The sequence below is a fragment of the Aliivibrio logei genome, from assembly GCF_001691055.1.
In the GTDB taxonomy this organism is placed as follows: Bacteria; Pseudomonadota; Gammaproteobacteria; order Enterobacterales; family Vibrionaceae; genus Aliivibrio; species Aliivibrio salmonicida.
The window spans coordinates 577,127-593,960 of record NZ_MAJU01000008.1 but is presented as its reverse complement, the minus strand read 5'-3'; the positions used below and the strand labels follow the sequence as shown (position 1 = coordinate 593,960).

The window sequence follows — 16,834 nt, the reverse complement described above, 5'->3', positions numbered from 1 at the left end:
TTTTATAATAGAATGACGTTATACAAAAAGGGATACACAAATGAGTCAGGGAATGGCGGGACAATTACATAATATACCCGCAGTAAGTAATGTCATTCTTCATGCGTTCGACTGGACCTATCAAAGCATTGCTGAACAAGCAGAGCAGATTGCCGCACTAGGGTATCGTTCTGTGTTGGTTTCCCCTGCAATGAAATCACTTCAATTACCCTCGGGTACTCAGTGGTGGCAGCGCTATCAGCCTCAAGATTATCGTTTGATTGATAACCCATTAGGCAATACCTCTGATTTTAAACATATGATAGAGCGTCTTGCTGAATTTAATTTATGGGTTTATGTCGATGTTGTGTTTAATCACATGGCAAACGAATCAGACATTCGAGCGGATCTTCAATACCCAAATCGATGGGATAGAGAGGATTACGAAAAAGACCCGACAAAATATAATGCGTTAACGCTGTTTGGTGATCTCTCTGAACCTCTTTTTACTGAACCTGATTTTGTTGATGCTTTTGGTATCGAGAATTGGAATGATAAATGGGAAGTTCAAAATGGCCGCATATCCGGGGGACCTCATGATCCAGGTTTACCTACCTTAATTGATAATGAACATGTTGTTGAGCAACAGCGTGCTTATTTGTTTGCATTGAAGTCGATGGGAGTAAAAGGTTTTCGTATTGATGCAGCAAAGCACATGAGCCTTGAACACCTAAATAAAGTATGGACTGACGATATAACCAATGATGTACATATCTTTGGTGAAATAATTACTGACGGTGGAGCAACAAAAGAAGAGTACGAGACGTTTTTAAGTCCCTATTTAATGGGAACCACGTTAGGTGCTTACGACTTCCCTTTATTTAATATTCTCTATCAAGCGTTTGAGAAAAAAGGGTCGTTAACGTCATTAATCGATCCTTATTGCTATGGCTTAGCTTTGTCTCCTTTACGTGCGATTACTTTTGCCATTACTCATGATATTCCGAATAACCAAGTATTTAAAAGTTTGGTGATGAGTGAGCATAACGAGTGGTTAGCTTATGCGTATTTATTTGGAAGAGAAGGGGGGATCCCGTTGGTTTATTCGGATTTAGATACCAGTGGTATCACTAATTCATTTGGTTCCCCACGCTGGAAAAATGCATGGAAAGAAGAAAAAATGTCAGAATTGATTCATTTTCATCATCGTATGTATGGAGAAGGGCAAACTTTGATTGAAGCGAGTGACGATCATCTTGTTTTTGCACGAGGAGATCGAGGTATCGTGGCGTTAAATAAATCGAACAAGAATATTGAAGTGAGTATGTCATCGGACAGTGAGTGGAGAGAGTTTTCATCCAATCAATTGTGTCAGAAAAAAGAAGGCGTGCTTGTGTTTAGTATTCCTAAATATTCTTATCTTTTATTGTGTCATTAATCGATGTGTAAACAATGACAGTATGGCTAAAAAATGAGTCGTTGATTAGAAAGAAAAAGGGTTGAATGTGTGAATATGCATTCAACCCTTTGAGTTAGGAATATCGATTAATTAATATTCGAAGTTAGGAATGTCGATATCAACTCGACGGTTTTCGCTTCTTCCTTCGGCTGTTTTATTTGTAGCAATAGGATTAGATTCACCTTCACCACTGGCATTAATTTGACTCTCTTTAACGCCTTTTGTTTTTAAATAAGCAGAGACTGATTCCGCTCGGGCTTCAGATATTTTTTGGTTATAAGCGGCTGATCCTGATGAATCCGTGTGTCCTACAATGTTGACGGTAGCTTGTGGATGATCAATGAGTGTTTGTGCAATCGTATCAAGTTCTGCGTGGCTTTCTGGCGCAAGCTTAGAACCATTGTTTTTGAATAGGTTTTGATGTGATTTAGATTGTTGTTGTTTTGCAGCGACAGGCTCTACTGGCGCGACGACTTTCTCTTCCATTGGTTCTGCCATTTGTTTTTCTGGCTCTGCGACAACTTCAATTTCTTCTTCTTCTTCAATTAAGGCCGCTTGGGGTTCTGAGTTTGAAGCATTCCCAAAGGTATAAGTAAGACCAAAAGAGATGAAATGGGATGATAGATCATAGATATAACTATCATCGATATCATCAAAGTATTGGTATTCTAGACGCAAAGCTAAGCTTTCACTAATGGCTAATTCACTGCCTAAACCCGCTGTAAATACAACATCATTTGCGCGACTGTAATCCATGTAAGCGGCACCCGCTTTGAGGAATACATCGATGGTATCGGTAGCGTTAAAAGTATAGCGAGGCGCTAATGAAAGGGCAGTAAGACGGCTATCAACATATTTTGTTGTGTTGTTGTAATAATGACTCGATTCAAACTCACCAATAGAATCAAACCCAAGCTCTAGCCCCCATCGCTCAGTGAAATGGTAACCACCGTATGCACCAAAGCCAAAAGCATCATCGTCACAAGGACCTGAGGCAGAACAAGCATCATCAATGAGCCCTAAACCTATTTTCCCCCCAAAATAAGCCTCAGCTAGGAGAGGCGAAGAAAAACCGACAGAAGTTAGAGCTACAGCAACGAGCAAAGATGATTTTTTCATATTCAGTCCTTTAATTATATAAACACATCATTGTTAACGGTATGTTTAAATAGTAGGACAGTAATTAAAACTTCTGTAGGTATTGGCTTATATTTTTATGCTATCTCATATTGAATAACGGAATTACCTTTCAATCTACACTTTAAATTGATGCACAATATCACTTTGCTGATGGGCTAACTCATTCAGCGTTGAACTGACATTGGCGATATCATTCATTGCGGTTTGATTCTCTTCTGCAATGTGACTAATGTCTTCCAAACTGCGTGCAATTTCAGTGGTTGTTGCACTCTGCTCATTTGCTGCTTGAGAAATATGGTTACTCATGTGACTTATTTCTTCAATTAAGTTTTGAATCATCACCATGGCATTATTGGCTTCATTGGTTTGAGTTACGCTTTGTTGCATATCTTCGACACAACTTTCAATGACGAGGGTGGTGGTTTTTGAACTGGATTGAAGGTTACCAATCATCGTTTCAATTTCAGAGGTTGATTCTGCGGTGCGTTTTGCTAACACTCGAACTTCATCGGCAACAACGGCAAATCCACGACCTTGCTCTCCAGCACGAGCGGCTTCAATGGCGGCATTTAAAGCGAGTAAGTTAGTTTGTGCTGCAATTTTATTGATCACATCGAGAATAGAACCAATTTCACTGCTGACTTTTTGTAAGTTTGCAACGGCATGTACAGATTCATCTAAGCGACTTGATAGTTGCTCTATCGTTGCAATGTTATTTGTCATTACTTGTTGACCGTGCTCTGAAGCCGCTTCAACTTCTTGTACTTTAAGCAGGGAGCTTTCTGAGCTTGATGCAACTTCAACTACAGAGTGTTCCATTTCTGTCATTGCGGCCGCGACACTGGTGGTTTTTTCACGTTGTTCTAGTAGCTGCTGTTTGGCTTTTTCTGCGGTAGAACTGTTATTTTGTGCAACCGTCGTAAGTTCATCAGAAGCCGCACTTAGCTGTAATAAGACTTTCTGTAAATTATCCGCTAACGTATTAATATGGCGAGATACACGACTAAACTCAGAGTTATGCTTTGTTGCAATTCGTTGTGTCATATCCCCAGAGGTTAATGATTCTAAAATACGCAGCATATTATTGAGTGGCGTTCGTACTGATGAAGCAAGATGAAAACCAATAGCCGTTGCAAGTAGCGAGACAACCACACCGAGAACAACCGCTTTATAAAAACTCTGTTGATAAATGACGTCAGCCTGTTCTAGTGAATGTTGTAAACCTTGATTGGCTGATTTATTGAATGAGTTAAGAAGCGTTAGCCCTGCATCAATTTGATGAGCTAAATTTGAGATGTTGGTGTATAAGGTTTCTTTGGCGTTTAAATAAATGAAATGCGTATTAAGAATGCCTTCTTTTTTACCGACTTCAAGACTGAATTTGTTCACTGAATCATCAAAAATAGGTTTTAATTCTGGCAGTTGATTGTTTAACCCACGGTAAGCGTAGTTTAAATGAGTCACGGCTTTCTTGTTTTTGTTTACGGCTTTTTTAACGAACTCAACGTCATTACTTGCTAGTGCATCTGATGTGATTAACTCAGCATCTTCTAGTTTTACAAAGTAGCTTTTTGCCATCATTTTTACGGCAATGCTTTCTTGGCCGTCAATGTATTCTTTCATTCGTACACTAAGCTCAGTATACAAACGTTGAAAGTTACGGGTTGCTTTTTGTTTGCTGTCTTCTGCGACTAATAAATCTTGGTAGTTGTCCATTGCGACGAGCGCTTCGGTGAAATATTGGCTTTCGATTGATGCTAACTCTGCGCTTTGTTGTGCGGTGGTACTGTTTTTCTGTGCGGCGGCGGTTAAGCGTTGAAAGGTATTTTTAAATGTTGTTTCTGCAACAGAGAATTGCTGACGAGCTTGTTGCATCTGAACTGGATCACGAGTGGTTAGGAAATCTTTAAAGGATTTGTCGGCGGCAAGTAAGGCAACACTCGTTTCGTTTGATAAACTGACAAGGGGCATGGACTCTGTTGAGACCGATTGCATTTGTTTGTGGATGTTGCTCGTTCCATTGAGCATCAAAATGACTGTCGTAATAAACAGGATAACAATGAGTGAAAAACCTGCATACATGCGACGTACAACCGAACTATTCATGTTCTCTTCTCTCTTTAAAAGTAATGCAAGACTTAGAATTTAGAAAGTAAATAAGAAAAGTCTCAAAATTATGACAACAATTATTCATATTATGATTATTAGTTAACGCCTGCTGTGACCATATCTATAAAATTAATAATATATAAAGAGAGATCACTCTCATTTATTTAATGGTTTTTTGTATGTGAAGGGTTAATTTGTCGTTAAGTTATCATTCAAGTGATTGTTTTCGAGAAATTTGTAACGCATACTAGAGAGAATTAGAGATAAAAAACTGTGTTTTATTGGAGATGAGTCATGGCTGAAGAAACTATTTTTAGCAAAATTATTCGTAAAGAAATCCCAGCAGATGTGGTGTATCAAGATGATTTGGTGACTGCATTTCGTGATATTAACCCTAGAGCACCAAGTCATGTGTTGATCATTCCGAATAAACTCATCCCAACAACCAATGATCTTGAGCAAGAAGATGAGTTAGTGATGGGACGTTTGTTTACTGTAGCTAAGAAAATCGCTCAAGAAGAAGGCATCGCAAAAGAGGGCTACCGCTTAATCGTCAATTGTAACCCCCATGGTGGACAAGAGGTATACCACATTCACATGCACCTTGTGGGCGGGCGTCCATTAGGTCCGATGCTATTAAGTTAATAGACAATATTAAGGCTCCCATGATCGGAGCCTTACTTTTTTCTTACTACGAGTTTCTTTAATTTTGATGAAATCAGTCTTAAAAAAATCAGTTATCCTTTCTTTTACCTTGATATTGTCAGGGTGTGCCAACTTATCGGTTGGAAATCTGTTTAGTCATTATTCTGCTCAAACTCAAGATACGTATGAGTTAGTTAAGAATGGGGAAGCTAAGCTGGCTTATCAAGACGCAGCAGAGGATACCGGAGGGCCAATTCTAGATAATTTAGAGTTAGGTCGTATTGCTTTATTAAGTGAGCAATACGCTGAGAGTAAATCCGATTTTGAAATTGCAGAGCAAGCTGCTCGAGTACAAAGTGATGAAGCGACTATCACAATATCAGGCTCTGCGAACCAAGTTGGTTCTTTAGTAACTAACGATAACCTTATCGATTATAAACCAGCGGATTATGAACTGGGTTATTTGCATTTATACCTTTCGCTAAACTATTTAAAAAATAATGATCTAGAAGGGGCGTTGGTTGAAGTCAGAAAAGCTAACTACATCCAAGAACAAGCCAGAAAAGACCGAGAGAAAGAGCTGAAATCAGCCGAGAAAGAGGCGAAGAAAAAGGGTGTAAACGCAAATGTAGGTGCAATATTAGCGAATTATCCAGATGCAGGCAAAACACTTAAAGCCGTGCAAAATGGGTATTTGTTTTACTATTCTGGCTTATTATTTGAAACAAACCGAAATTTTAGTGACGCTTACATTGATTACAAGCGAGCGTTAGCGGTGGCACCAAATAATAAAACGGTGATTGAATCCGTTCAGCGGCTAGCTCGTCGATTGGGTATGAAAAATGATATCCAAACACTAGAAAAACAATACGGCGCCTATAAAGTACCAAATCGCACTGATAGTCGAGTAATTATCATCGATGAACAAGGTATTTTGCCACAGCTAGATGATTGGCGTTTAAGGTTACCAATGTGGGATAGCCATGGCAACTTTGTTCAATATAACTTATCGCTGCCTTATTATAAGAAAATGCAGCGACAAACTTTCCCTCCATTACGAGTGAATGATAAAGCCTTGCCTTCCGATCAACTGGCTGATGTGACGTTAATGGCCGAAAATGATTTGAGTGAACGTATCCCAGCGATGGTGATCCGCCAAGCGCTACGTGTTGTTGCTAAAGATGAATTACGTAAAACATCGCGTAATACAAAGGAAGAAGAGTTAGCCAATGCGTTATTTACGATATTCAATTCATTAACCGAGCAACCAGACACTCGAAGTTGGCAAACACTGCCAGCAATCATCAGCGTAACAAATATGAGCGTTGAAGCAGGAAATAATACACTTGAGTATCAAGGTAATGAACTAAACTTTAGTGTAAAAGAAGGTCACACCGTGGTGGTTTGGGTATCTAGACAAGGAAATGCTGTCACCTGGTGGCATAAACAATTAGGAGAAATATAATGAAAAAATGGTTTATTGCATTGTTGCTACCGTTGGTACTTGCAGCATGTAGTTCTGGTCAAACATCAGGCATAAGTGTTGATAGTAGCACTCAGAAGGTTGTCTTTGGTGATAACGTATTGGGTGGCCGACTGTCTGTTGATCAGATCAGCACTCAAGACAATAACGGTTTAGTTCGCGGCATTGTTTCTCTAACGAGTAAATTCAGTGGCGATCAACAACTTCAATACCGTTTTTATTGGTATGACGATCAAGGCCTAGAAGTGAATGGTTCTGATTCACCGTGGCGTACATTTATCGTTCGTGGTTTAGACACGATGAGCGTTCAAGGTGTTGCAATGAAACCAGAAGCGACGCAATTCCGTATTCAAATTCGTACATTAGAATAATCTTTCTTTATTGAAGATAGAAACCACTTATTTAGAGGAAAATAAAATGAAAAAAAGTGTTGTTGCATTATTAGGCTTAGCTGTACTACTTGGTGGTTGTTCTAATAAAGTAAGTTACGGTGATGCTCAAGCTGTTGAAACAACAACGGTTGACTTTGGTTCGACTGATTTGCAAAAAATTGCCGGTGAAATGACAGAAAGCATGCTTTCATCTGGCTCTGTAGCACAAATCACTCAAGGTAATCGTCCAATTGTTTTTGTTGAAAGCATTAAAAACAAAACAAGCGAGCACATTGATACAGAATCAGTAACTGACTCAATCAGTACTAAATTGCTTAACTCGGGTAAATTCCGTTTTGTTGATATGGATCGTGTAGAAGCGGTTCGTACGCAACTGAATTTCCAAAATACGGATGAGCTAGTAAATCAAAATACTGCGATTCAATTCGGTAAAATGGTTGGTGCTCAATACATGCTTTACGGTAACCTTTCTAGCATCGTGAAAAATGCAGGTAGCGATAAAGACGTATATTACAAAATGACAATGCGTTTAATGGATTTAGAAACAGGTCTGATCGAATGGGCTGATGAAACTGAAATCCGTAAGCAACAAGAGAAAAGCCTATTAGGTTGGTAATACCACCCAATAGCTAACTTGAGTTTGTAATAAATGCCAGAGCGGGTAACTGCTCTGGCATTTTTGTATGAGAAATAAAAACAATAAGTTGGTTAAAATCACAAGTTGTTGTCTTTTTGAAAATTACGCATTAGGTAATGCGTTGATTTTAAATGATTTAATTGTGGCTTTATTTTTGCTTATGTAGATGTTTGGTTATCAAAGGATCTGTCCATGAGTCACAATTACCCATTTCAACCTAAAAATTCTATGTGCTGGAACACTGAAGAATTCTCTTATGAAGAGGCCGCTCAAGCTTTCGATAAGGATGGTAATTTACTCTCTTTGAAAACCATGTCGACAGCACCCGCTGATGATACGAATGGCTTACCTAATGAAAAAAGCATGTATTGGACAGGAGAGACGAATAAAACAGACGTCGTTTCTAATGAACCTGAAGTGATTGATTTCACCTCTAAAGAGGAGGCATCAAATGCTGATGCTCATTTTGTACCAGTTCGTTATGCCATAGATCAACAACGTAATAACGATGGGTCGATTACTCCATTTGGCTTGCCTGAAGGATGGAATGGCAATGGTTTGGCGGCAAGGCGATTAACCTCTAATCAATACACACTTCGCCAGTTAAGGGATGGTTGGTTATACGTTTATAACTATGAACAAAAAACCATTGATGAATATCAAGTCGAAGGGACTCAATTCACTCATTTTAAATTAAGTGATAGTGAAGACCCAAGCAACAAAGAAAGAGGTCAAAAGCAAGCGTCTACGGGCTTTTTAAGCTATCCCAACAACAGTGTGCTTTCATTACTCTATTCTAAGCACCGTTGGAGTTGGATCATGTTTCAAGACGTACTTGAAAATATTGGTCGCTACTCAAGTTATATGCAAACGGTGGTATTAAGCCGAGACGGTTGTCCTGCGCATGTGGGAGACATTGAATTGTTGTCTAAAGTTGCCGATATCGAAGAATCTGCGATTGATGATGGTCGTTTTTCTGCGAGTTATGTTGGTACTTTTGATTCACAAGGCGATGAACATGAGTACTCTGAAATAAAGCCAGTCGCCTCTGTGTCTGATTTCATTTCAGAGATACCAGAAGAAGAGGTGGCTTACGTTGTTGCCGTTAATGACCACTTGGTTGATTGTCGTGATCTTGCTACGCAGTTTGTTGGGGCTGCCACACCATATCGTTTCTTTGATGAAAATTTCTCTAATCAATGGACATTAATGCAGGCGGCAATGCAAATGACATTGTTCGGGTCTATGGATGACATTAAATTTCCACCATCAGTCACAAGAAACAATAAGGAGCTTGAATTTTACCTTGATATGTCTCGTTTCTATGATGCAGGAGAGAAAACAAGTAACGCCTATAAATCACAAAGTCCATCAAGTGATGCAATAGCTCGCATTTATAAGGGCGAACAGTCAGAAATAGCCAAATCCATCCAATCAAAATACAGCATTCCTGCGAGCCATTTAAATAAATACGAAAACTGGTTAGCTCAAAGTAAATGGCGTAAACAGCTTGATTGGGAGGTGATGCTAACAGAAATGGATGAACTTCAAAAAGAAAGGGATGAGTTAGAAAAAGAGGCTTTTGAGGCTAAAAAAGATTTTAAACATTTTCTTAACGCATTCACTCCTTTTATGATCGAACGACAATGCGATCTGTGGGGAGAAGAAACCCAGACAGAACTCCAAGACGCTAATTTGCATTTCATAGAAGCCTTTACATTTTTAGCCTCCGTAGAAGATAAAGAGTGGCTAACCGCACAATGTGAAAAACCAACCAGTATTATTCCGTTATACACCGCAGGTTTTAGTCATACGTTATTTAAGAAATTAGAAGAGTTACTCCCTAAGCATGATGATAATGATGGGGAAAATAAATCAAATCATGAATCGATAATTGAGGGTGTAGACACACCACAAACAATTCAAGATGGGTTTTATATCGAAGTCGCGGGTTTGAGTAATACCACGACGATGTACAGTAAAATTGTGGATTTTATGGCGCACGCAAGTGTAAGTGAAACTGAAATTTTTAAAAAGCTTGGGGAAACGATTCAGAAATTGAATCACGTTCTTATCGCTGCTTCTGGTGGATTAATTCAATATGTAGCTAAATTAGGCGTTAGCCCCATCGCGCAAGCCTCTGTTTTACTTTTACCTGCTATGCCTACTGGGTATGCATCACGAACAACCTCTCTTTATCGAATTACGTTTGCTGAGAAATTAGCTCATAAAATAGGCATCAATGTTGCTGAAGGCTTTGCACAAAATTTCGATAAGTGGCAGAAGAGAATGGCTCAGGTTGATGTCGATATAAAGACTTCAACGACAATAGTGGAAAATAAATCGATATCAGTAAAACAAAAGCAAGCGGCGTTAAAAGAAATAACTCGCCTGCAAAAAGTTAAAGCGGCTAATGTCGTTGGTTTTCCTCAACGTTTTGAATGGCCATCAGATATTAAAGGTGCTATTCACAGTATGAGTGAAGAGCGTTTAAAAGGCGTTGTGGTAAGTGCTAAAAATCATTTTGCTGATGTCGGTGGTTTAGGTTTCCTTGCTTTGGTATTTAATCTAATTAGCTTGAATGATTCTTTGAGAACGATAAGGCAAGATGGCCTAGCCACAGCAGATAATTATGCAGAAATAGGACAAAAAGTCGCTTATACAGCATCTGCATGGGCGGGTATTAGAACTGGAACTGCATGGGCTAAGATTCAAGGAAACCCAGAACTACTAAAGTCTACCGTTAGCGCTATAGAGAAAGCAAAGGGAGATGTACTTAGGCAATCATCCTCAATAGCCAAATTACCATTGGAAAGCGCAAAAATATTTACACGATGGTTAGGTGTGACCGCTGTATTAGGAACGATTGCATCTGTTACTGAACTGTTAAGGGAAGCCGATAAATTAGAGGATATGTATGGCATAGAAAAAACGATGCAGTATGGCAAAGTTTACTCATTAGGCGGATTATCAACTATTGGTGCTTTTCAAGCTATTGGTGCTATTTCTGGAAGGTTTGCTATTGGAGTAATGTTTGGCCCTGGAGTCATGGCTGCCTTACTAGTACTCACTATTTTTTATATCGCATTTGGGTATCAATTGGATAAATTCAAACAAGATGAATACCAAAAATGGTTGGCATTACTCCCATGGGGAACCAACCCTAAGCGGGTGAAATGGAGTGAATCAAAAGATGTTTCTCTACGTTTAGAAGAGAATACCAATATATTGAATACGGCATTGAATGATTTAAAACGTATACAGTTACAACCTGTTATCTACCAAGAACCGCAATTGACGTATGTTAAATCGGAACAGAGTTACCCTGCAGCCGTTGCACTATGCCATGCGATTGATGTGAGGTTTTCGGTACCTCGTGGGATGGGAAGTCAATCATTGCGCATTACCACTAATAGCAATGCAAGCATGGAAGAGTTGGAAAGTGGTGAATGGCTATCTAATGTTGATTTAGTGACATTAGAAAAAATTCAAATAGATAATAAAAAACCAATACTGAGTGAACAACGTGATGTTTATCAAGTCACTTTACCAATAAGCAGTGAGATGAATTATCTTGCCGTTCAAATTGATTATTTGATGTTAAGTCAAAATAGTGAAGAAGAGATCCAATACAGCTATCAATTCCAGTATGCTGTAACGCAAAAAGCTGTCTATACCGCGATTAGTGATAGTGAGAAATTGAATAAATGGGGAACTCAATTGCTAAATAAATCGGCAGATATTGTCATCGATCATACAAAATTAGAGGATTAAGGATGTCGTATCTTCCTTTTTACATTACACCTGAAGAGTTTGAACAAGAGTGCTTTAAGAATAAAGAAAAAATTGAACATTCTGTAGGTTCAATGCAGTGGATAGCTAAAAATATTGAACATAAAAACCGCTATGACCGTAAGTTGTTTTGGTCAGGTTGCGTTGCTTTTAGTATATTACTTATCGCTTTTGTTACTGGGTTTGATATTGAAGTATGGACTCTTGAAAACGAGTTAGGGTATGGCTTTATCCCGATACTTATAATAATAAATTATATATATTATTTCGTATTTGCATTAGATGACCGCTATGAATATTCTTTTTCTAGCGAAGGATTCTCTTATTCAAAACAACTCGATCAACCAAAAATCATTAATTCTATAGCTCAAAAAGTCGCTTATGTCGCTTGTGTATTCTGTGTCCTTGCCGTTATTGTTATTGGCCCGATGGCATTAGTTGGTGCTGGGGGCTCATTGTTGCTTGCATTTGGAATGACGAAGAAACAAACCGTATATGTTGATCATCGTTTTTCTTCAACAGAGCAGTTTCTTTATGCGCAATTTAATCGTAAAAGAAACGTAATAGCACTATATCATCGATTTGATATGTGTGATTACGGTGATACAGCGCATACTATAATTTCAAGAGATCAAACTCGTTCACGAAGTTATGTGTTTTTTAATTCAGATGACGATATGGCCAAAGTACTCGATCTTTTAAAACAAAATACAAATATCAAAATTGAGGAAATTACCGATATTAAAGGTTTTTTTGATTTTGATTATTATCCAAAGTTTGTCTTAGATATAAACGTTATCGGTGAGCAATACCCTGTCGATGAAGCAACAAGTCGCAGAGGTGAGCCTGCACCGGTTATGAGTGACAGATAATTCACTTTTTGTTATTTAATCGTTGAATGCCAGAGTAGGTAACTGCTCTGGCATTTTTGTATTTGAATTTCTTGATTTCTTTCAATCAAAGCTTGGGAAAAGTGATGGAAAGGAGTATAAATAGAGGTAGATAAATCAAAGAGAGAAATGCCATGAAAGTTAAAAAGTTAGAAAACAAAAATCGTCGTATTCGTAAGAAACTTTACTTAGGTGAGTTTGCGATTCTTGGTTTTGAACTAAGCTGTAAGACTGAGTTTAAAGACTTTGATCAGTATGATGTATTCGTCGATGAATTTATTGATTACATCAACAGCATTGATTTATGTTTTTGTGGTGGTGGCCTTGAGTTATTTGAAGGTTTTGTTTGTTCAACTGAGCGTTATGACTCAGCAACGGCTGAACAACAACTATTAGTTGCTAACTGGTTGGACAGTCGTCCTGAAGTTAGTAAAGTTGAGATCAGTGAACTGGTTGATGCAAACTACTTATAAGCCTTTATTTCTGTATTTAGGTTTAATAAAAATCCGCCTTAGATAGGCGGGTTTTTTATGTTCTAAATATGGTTATTGCGTTGCTACTTTTTGATACAAACAACAATGGCATTGCCTGACGATGTCTCAAGAGACGTTATCTTTTCGTAATTATGCTCAAACAAGTGAACCTCAAAGTACGGTTCTAACAGCGCTTGCAGTTGTTCAAAATCTACCGCAACCATTGGATGCTTATCATTCCAAATTTCGGTTACGCCATCTGTTGTTTTCTCGATCTTCAACAATAAATGCTGCCCATCCCCTTGGCCACTGTAATTCCAACCTGATTGAAACGTAAATTGGCTGCCTTCATGTTCTGCTGGGTGCTTTACAAATGAGCGATTATCAATCTTATTTCTTGCTACCGAGTTAAAGCAGAATACGCCGTCGGTTTTTAATGCGGCATGAACGCTTGCAATACACTCTGTTAACTTTTCAATATTTGCATTGTAATGAATTGAATAAAGAAAACAGGTGATTAAATCTAAAGGTTCATCAACGGTAAAGTTACTCATGTCATGCAAAATAAATTCAGCATCAGGGTTACGCAGCTTTGCAAGATCAAGCATCGGTTGATTAATGTCTAAGCCTTTTGCTTGATAACCATAGTTAATAAAGTGTTTAACGTGTGGTCCTGTCCCACAAGCTAAATCAAGGTAGTTTCTTCCTTGATTACCGAAAATCTGATGAATTCGGCGTACATAATTACTTTGCTCATGATAATCGATGTCTGCACACATTAAATCGTAGTAACCAGACAGATCAGTATATAAAGCGTTAGAGGACATTTGTACTTATCCATAACAATACCAATCTCTTTTAAGTGTTTAATTAACTGCTTATTTTGAGAGGTATAAAAGAAGTGCGTTAGATAAGTAACTTTGTAAGAACTTATCCAGAAGAGGCTCATTGCGCGCGGATAGTAATTCAAAAAAGGAAATAAGAATACTAAAATCTTATGATGGGGGTCATTTGTACTTTTTGGTATTTTAGTAAAGATAAAAATGAAGAAGTGAAGCCAGAATCAAAAGGAAGATCCTGGCTGAGTTTTTAAAGGACAATGAATTTGTAAGCTAAGGAACCCATCAACAAAGTGAGTGATAAGGTTAATGTTCTCTTTACTAGATTAGGTCCATATTTGAGAGCTGATGAGCTTCCTATATGATTTCCTAATAGATTCATGATAACTAAAGGTATTGCTAATAAGTACAGAACATGGCCAGATAATGTAAATGCAATTAAAGCGCCTATGTTTGATGCAAAGTTAAACAGTTTCGATGTGGCAGATGCAGATACAAGATCAAAGCGAAGTAAATAGTGTAAAGCTAGGATAAGAAAGCTACCAGTTCCTGGTCCAAAAAATCCATCATAAAAACCAATTACAAAAACAGCAGTAGGGACACCAAAAAGAATAATTTTAGGGTTAATGTCACTTTGGTTAACTTCTTTGGCTTTTTTAGGTATAAAAGATAGAACAATACCGATAGGTAGCATGCCCATAATTATTTTGCCTATCGTATCTGGATCAAAATACAAGATGGCTTCTGCGCCAATGTATGCGCCTAATAATCCTGCGGGGATCCCTGTTGTTACTGCTGCCCATACCACTTTTTTGTTTCGAATAAAATTACGAATAGCAGCGATAGTCCCTAATGTACTGACTATTTTTTCTTGACCTAAAGCGACTTGAGGTGGAAGTCCAGCAAGAATAAAAGAGGGCACTAAGATCAAACCTCCTCCGCCTGCAACACTGTCAATGAATCCAGCTGCAAATGCAGATAACATTAACGCGATTAAAATCCATAGTGTGATGTCATTACTTATCCATTCCATTATTGCCTCCTTAAATTGCTAATTCATTTGTAGTAGGTTGATCATAACTTTTAATCAAAATTGAGGTATCCATACGACCAAGATTGAGATCTTGTAAGATCGCGTATGACCTATCAATCTCTTGTGTCATAGGTAGAGATAAATTGTGTTGCTTAGCTTCATTTAAGCAAATAGAGAGATCTTTTCTCATCCAATCAATAGCAAAGCCGAAATCAAATTTACGCTCAGCCATAGTCACTGCTCGGTTTTCCATTTGCCATGAGCCAGCAGCACCGTGCTTAAGTACGTTAACTACTTGTTCAATATCAAGATTTGATTTTTCTGCTAAAAGTAGAGCTTCGCTTAGTCCTTTTAATACACCAGCGATACAAATCTGATTAACCATTTTGCATCGTTGTCCTTGCCCATTATCTCCTAATAGTGTTGCTTGTTTTGCATAGCAATCTATTGTAGTAACAATTTGGTCGAAGGTTTCTTTTGCTCCGCCGCACATAATAGTAAGAGTTCCATTTTCTGCACCAGCTTGCCCCCCAGAAACAGGAGCATCAATAAAGTTGATCTTTTTTTGTTTGCACTGTTGCGCAAGCTCTATCGCTAAGTCAGCTGAAACTGTTGTATGATCAACAAGAATGGCATTTTCTTTCATTTCTTCCAGTACGCCTTCTGGCCCATAAACAACGCTTCGGACATCATCGTCATTTCCTACGCAAATAAATACAATGTCACAGTTCTTAGCTGCTTCAGCAGGGCTTGAGGCTAAAAAACCTTTGTATTCAGTACACCATTGAAGGGCTTTATCTAAAGAACGGTTATAAACAGTTGTCTCTAGTCCCGAGTGTTGTAAGTGCCCAGCCATTGGGTATCCCATTACACCTAATCCAATAAATGCTACTTTTTGTGCTTCCATTCTATGCTCCTAGTCTTGTGCAATATGTTTATTTTCTTCATTAATAGGGATAATTCGTTCTAATGAGCTCATGCCGAATAAGCGAATTAACCAGCGATCTGTTCCGTCATCTCGTGGTGAAAATCCTTCTCTGCTATGCATTAAGCGTTGATTTTTTATGATTAAGAAATCGCCAGGTTGATAAGTAATGGCATTATTTAACTCTGTATTTTTGAGTTGTGCTTCCCACATAGCAAGAGAGGCTGCAGCTTCTGTTGTGAGTGGTGTTGTATTTTCTTTGTCGTAACGGCAGTAGGCCAATCCATCATTATCAAAGCTGATAAGTGGGAGAATCGTTTTAACAGATTGTTTAAATGAATCCGGTCTTGAAATTTCAAAGTGAGGTTTACTCAACTGTTCAATAACTCCGCTACTTAATTGATTAAGTACGTCATCAACGAGTATGAAATTAGATTTAACTTTTAGATCTGAGCGTAGTGACATTAGAGATAGGAACTCTGGACAGCCACTTTTATCTGTTATTTTTTCATTAGTAAGGGGAAGATCAGGATTATCGACATGATGACCAAAAGTATGTTTTGAACCGTGTGAGGATTTATCATTTCGCCCTTTTAGTGATGGAACGACATGTCTAAATAGCAGTCCATCGTTTTCACTTTGATATGAAGTTGGTTCAATTTTAGCTAATTGATATATGCCAATGTTAATGGCGCTGATGATGGGTAATTTACTTGGTGAAACATAGCCATTATATGGTGTTTTACAAAGGTTTTGATCAATAGGTAAGCCTCTAATAATTAATGCCTGTTGATCTTTATTTTCTTTGAAATTAGAAATTGTATAATTAAGTTCTTTTGTTAAACAATGCCTTATTGTAGTTCCGAACCAGTGGCTAGTTCTTAGCCATGATTTGTCATCTCCTAATCTCAAGTGAGAAAATGCGCTGCTTAATTTCCTTGCTGAATCGTAAGGAATATGAATTTCTATTATTTTTAGCAGCTCTTGGCTGCTTTCTTTTTTTAAATTGAACACTTTCCGTATGTCCTATATGTTAAT

14 protein-coding genes are annotated in these 16,834 nt (G+C 38.1%); 8 read left to right on the top strand and 6 right to left on the bottom strand.

Annotated elements, in window-relative coordinates:
- The first annotated feature begins 40 nt into the window (after window positions 1–40).
- On the top strand, window positions 41–1,417 hold the full coding sequence (locus tag A6E04_RS06840; RefSeq protein ID WP_065610630.1) for an alpha-amylase family protein: 1,377 nt from the start codon (window positions 41–43) through the stop codon (window positions 1,415–1,417).
- A gap of 111 nt (window positions 1,418–1,528) precedes the next feature.
- Here A6E04_RS06840 and A6E04_RS06835 read toward each other — a convergent pair whose 3' ends face one another.
- A complete protein-coding gene (locus A6E04_RS06835; RefSeq protein WP_065610628.1) occupies window positions 1,529–2,557 on the bottom strand; it encodes an OmpA family protein in 1,029 nt (342 codons plus the stop codon).
- A 135-nt stretch (window positions 2,558–2,692) separates the two neighbouring features.
- Window positions 2,693–4,684, bottom strand: a complete 1,992-nt coding sequence (locus tag A6E04_RS06830) for a methyl-accepting chemotaxis protein (protein ID WP_065610626.1) — start codon at window positions 4,682–4,684, stop codon at window positions 2,693–2,695.
- 297 nt (window positions 4,685–4,981) lie between these two features.
- Here A6E04_RS06830 and hinT point away from each other — a divergent pair, with 297 nt between their 5' ends.
- The 7 genes from hinT to A6E04_RS06795 all read left to right on the top strand — a co-directional run bounded on the left by hinT (window position 4,982) and on the right by A6E04_RS06795 (window position 12,999).
- Entirely contained in the window at window positions 4,982–5,332 is a 351-nt protein-coding gene (hinT, locus tag A6E04_RS06825) for a purine nucleoside phosphoramidase (RefSeq protein WP_012550006.1), read from the top strand.
- A 67-nt stretch (window positions 5,333–5,399) separates the two neighbouring features.
- Complete coding sequence (locus tag A6E04_RS06820; protein WP_065610624.1) at window positions 5,400–6,797, top strand: COG3014 family protein; 1,398 nt, start codon at window positions 5,400–5,402, stop codon at window positions 6,795–6,797.
- Window positions 6,797–7,186 (top strand): YcfL family putative periplasmic lipoprotein, encoded by a 390-nt coding sequence (locus A6E04_RS06815; RefSeq protein ID WP_012550008.1) that lies wholly within the window; start codon window positions 6,797–6,799, stop codon window positions 7,184–7,186. Before A6E04_RS06820 ends, A6E04_RS06815 begins: the two co-directional genes overlap by 1 nt.
- A gap of 46 nt (window positions 7,187–7,232) precedes the next feature.
- Window positions 7,233–7,823 carry a penicillin-binding protein activator LpoB gene (gene lpoB, locus A6E04_RS06810; RefSeq protein WP_012550009.1) on the top strand — a complete coding sequence of 197 codons (591 nt, stop codon included), beginning with the start codon at window positions 7,233–7,235 and terminating at the stop codon, window positions 7,821–7,823.
- Between the two features lie 213 nt (window positions 7,824–8,036).
- Window positions 8,037–11,618: a T6SS effector BTH_I2691 family protein gene (locus A6E04_RS06805; RefSeq protein WP_065610622.1), complete on the top strand. Its 3,582-nt coding sequence runs from the start codon at window positions 8,037–8,039 to the stop codon at window positions 11,616–11,618.
- Window positions 11,619–11,620: 2 nt separating this feature from the next.
- Window positions 11,621–12,508, top strand: a complete 888-nt coding sequence (locus A6E04_RS06800) for a hypothetical protein (RefSeq protein ID WP_065610620.1) — start codon at window positions 11,621–11,623, stop codon at window positions 12,506–12,508.
- Between the two features lie 152 nt (window positions 12,509–12,660).
- On the top strand, window positions 12,661–12,999 hold the full coding sequence (locus A6E04_RS06795) for a YggL 50S ribosome-binding family protein (RefSeq protein WP_017020519.1): 339 nt from the start codon (window positions 12,661–12,663) through the stop codon (window positions 12,997–12,999).
- A gap of 83 nt (window positions 13,000–13,082) precedes the next feature.
- On the opposite strand, the gene A6E04_RS06790 is transcribed toward A6E04_RS06795, so the two are convergent.
- The 4 genes from A6E04_RS06790 to A6E04_RS06775 form a co-directional block, all read right to left on the bottom strand.
- The gene (locus A6E04_RS06790; protein WP_065610618.1) at window positions 13,083–13,826 is read right to left on the bottom strand and encodes a class I SAM-dependent DNA methyltransferase; all 744 of its coding nucleotides are present in this window, start codon (window positions 13,824–13,826) and stop codon (window positions 13,083–13,085) included.
- 262 nt (window positions 13,827–14,088) lie between these two features.
- Window positions 14,089–14,871 carry a sulfite exporter TauE/SafE family protein gene (locus A6E04_RS06785; RefSeq protein ID WP_012550014.1) on the bottom strand — a complete coding sequence of 261 codons (783 nt, stop codon included), beginning with the start codon at window positions 14,869–14,871 and terminating at the stop codon, window positions 14,089–14,091.
- A gap of 10 nt (window positions 14,872–14,881) precedes the next feature.
- Window positions 14,882–15,778 (bottom strand): NAD(P)-dependent oxidoreductase, encoded by an 897-nt coding sequence (locus A6E04_RS06780; RefSeq protein WP_065610616.1) that lies wholly within the window; start codon window positions 15,776–15,778, stop codon window positions 14,882–14,884.
- A 9-nt stretch (window positions 15,779–15,787) separates the two neighbouring features.
- Complete coding sequence (locus tag A6E04_RS06775; protein WP_065610614.1) at window positions 15,788–16,810, bottom strand: TauD/TfdA family dioxygenase; 1,023 nt, start codon at window positions 16,808–16,810, stop codon at window positions 15,788–15,790.
- Between the last annotated feature and the right edge of the window lie 24 nt (window positions 16,811–16,834).

What these genes read in the sequence shown, in the direction of transcription:
- A6E04_RS06800 (WP_065610620.1), top strand. Translation starts at nt 11,621, where the DNA reads ATGTCGTATCTTCCTTTTTACATTACACCTGAAGAGTTTGAACAAGAG.
- lpoB (WP_012550009.1), top strand. Translation starts at nt 7,233, where the DNA reads ATGAAAAAAAGTGTTGTTGCATTATTAGGCTTAGCTGTACTACTTGGT.
- A6E04_RS06820 (WP_065610624.1), top strand. Translation starts at nt 5,400, where the DNA reads ATGAAATCAGTCTTAAAAAAATCAGTTATCCTTTCTTTTACCTTGATA.
- A6E04_RS06835 (WP_065610628.1), bottom strand. Translation starts at nt 2,557, where the DNA reads ATGAAAAAATCATCTTTGCTCGTTGCTGTAGCTCTAACTTCTGTCGGT.
- A6E04_RS06780 (WP_065610616.1), bottom strand. Translation starts at nt 15,778, where the DNA reads ATGGAAGCACAAAAAGTAGCATTTATTGGATTAGGTGTAATGGGATAC.
- A6E04_RS06830 (WP_065610626.1), bottom strand. Translation starts at nt 4,684, where the DNA reads ATGAATAGTTCGGTTGTACGTCGCATGTATGCAGGTTTTTCACTCATT.
- A6E04_RS06795 (WP_017020519.1), top strand. Translation starts at nt 12,661, where the DNA reads ATGAAAGTTAAAAAGTTAGAAAACAAAAATCGTCGTATTCGTAAGAAA.
- A6E04_RS06815 (WP_012550008.1), top strand. Translation starts at nt 6,797, where the DNA reads ATGAAAAAATGGTTTATTGCATTGTTGCTACCGTTGGTACTTGCAGCA.
- A6E04_RS06805 (WP_065610622.1), top strand. Translation starts at nt 8,037, where the DNA reads ATGAGTCACAATTACCCATTTCAACCTAAAAATTCTATGTGCTGGAAC.
- A6E04_RS06790 (WP_065610618.1), bottom strand. Translation starts at nt 13,826, where the DNA reads ATGTCCTCTAACGCTTTATATACTGATCTGTCTGGTTACTACGATTTA.
- hinT (WP_012550006.1), top strand. Translation starts at nt 4,982, where the DNA reads ATGGCTGAAGAAACTATTTTTAGCAAAATTATTCGTAAAGAAATCCCA.
- A6E04_RS06785 (WP_012550014.1), bottom strand. Translation starts at nt 14,871, where the DNA reads ATGGAATGGATAAGTAATGACATCACACTATGGATTTTAATCGCGTTA.
- A6E04_RS06840 (WP_065610630.1), top strand. Translation starts at nt 41, where the DNA reads ATGAGTCAGGGAATGGCGGGACAATTACATAATATACCCGCAGTAAGT.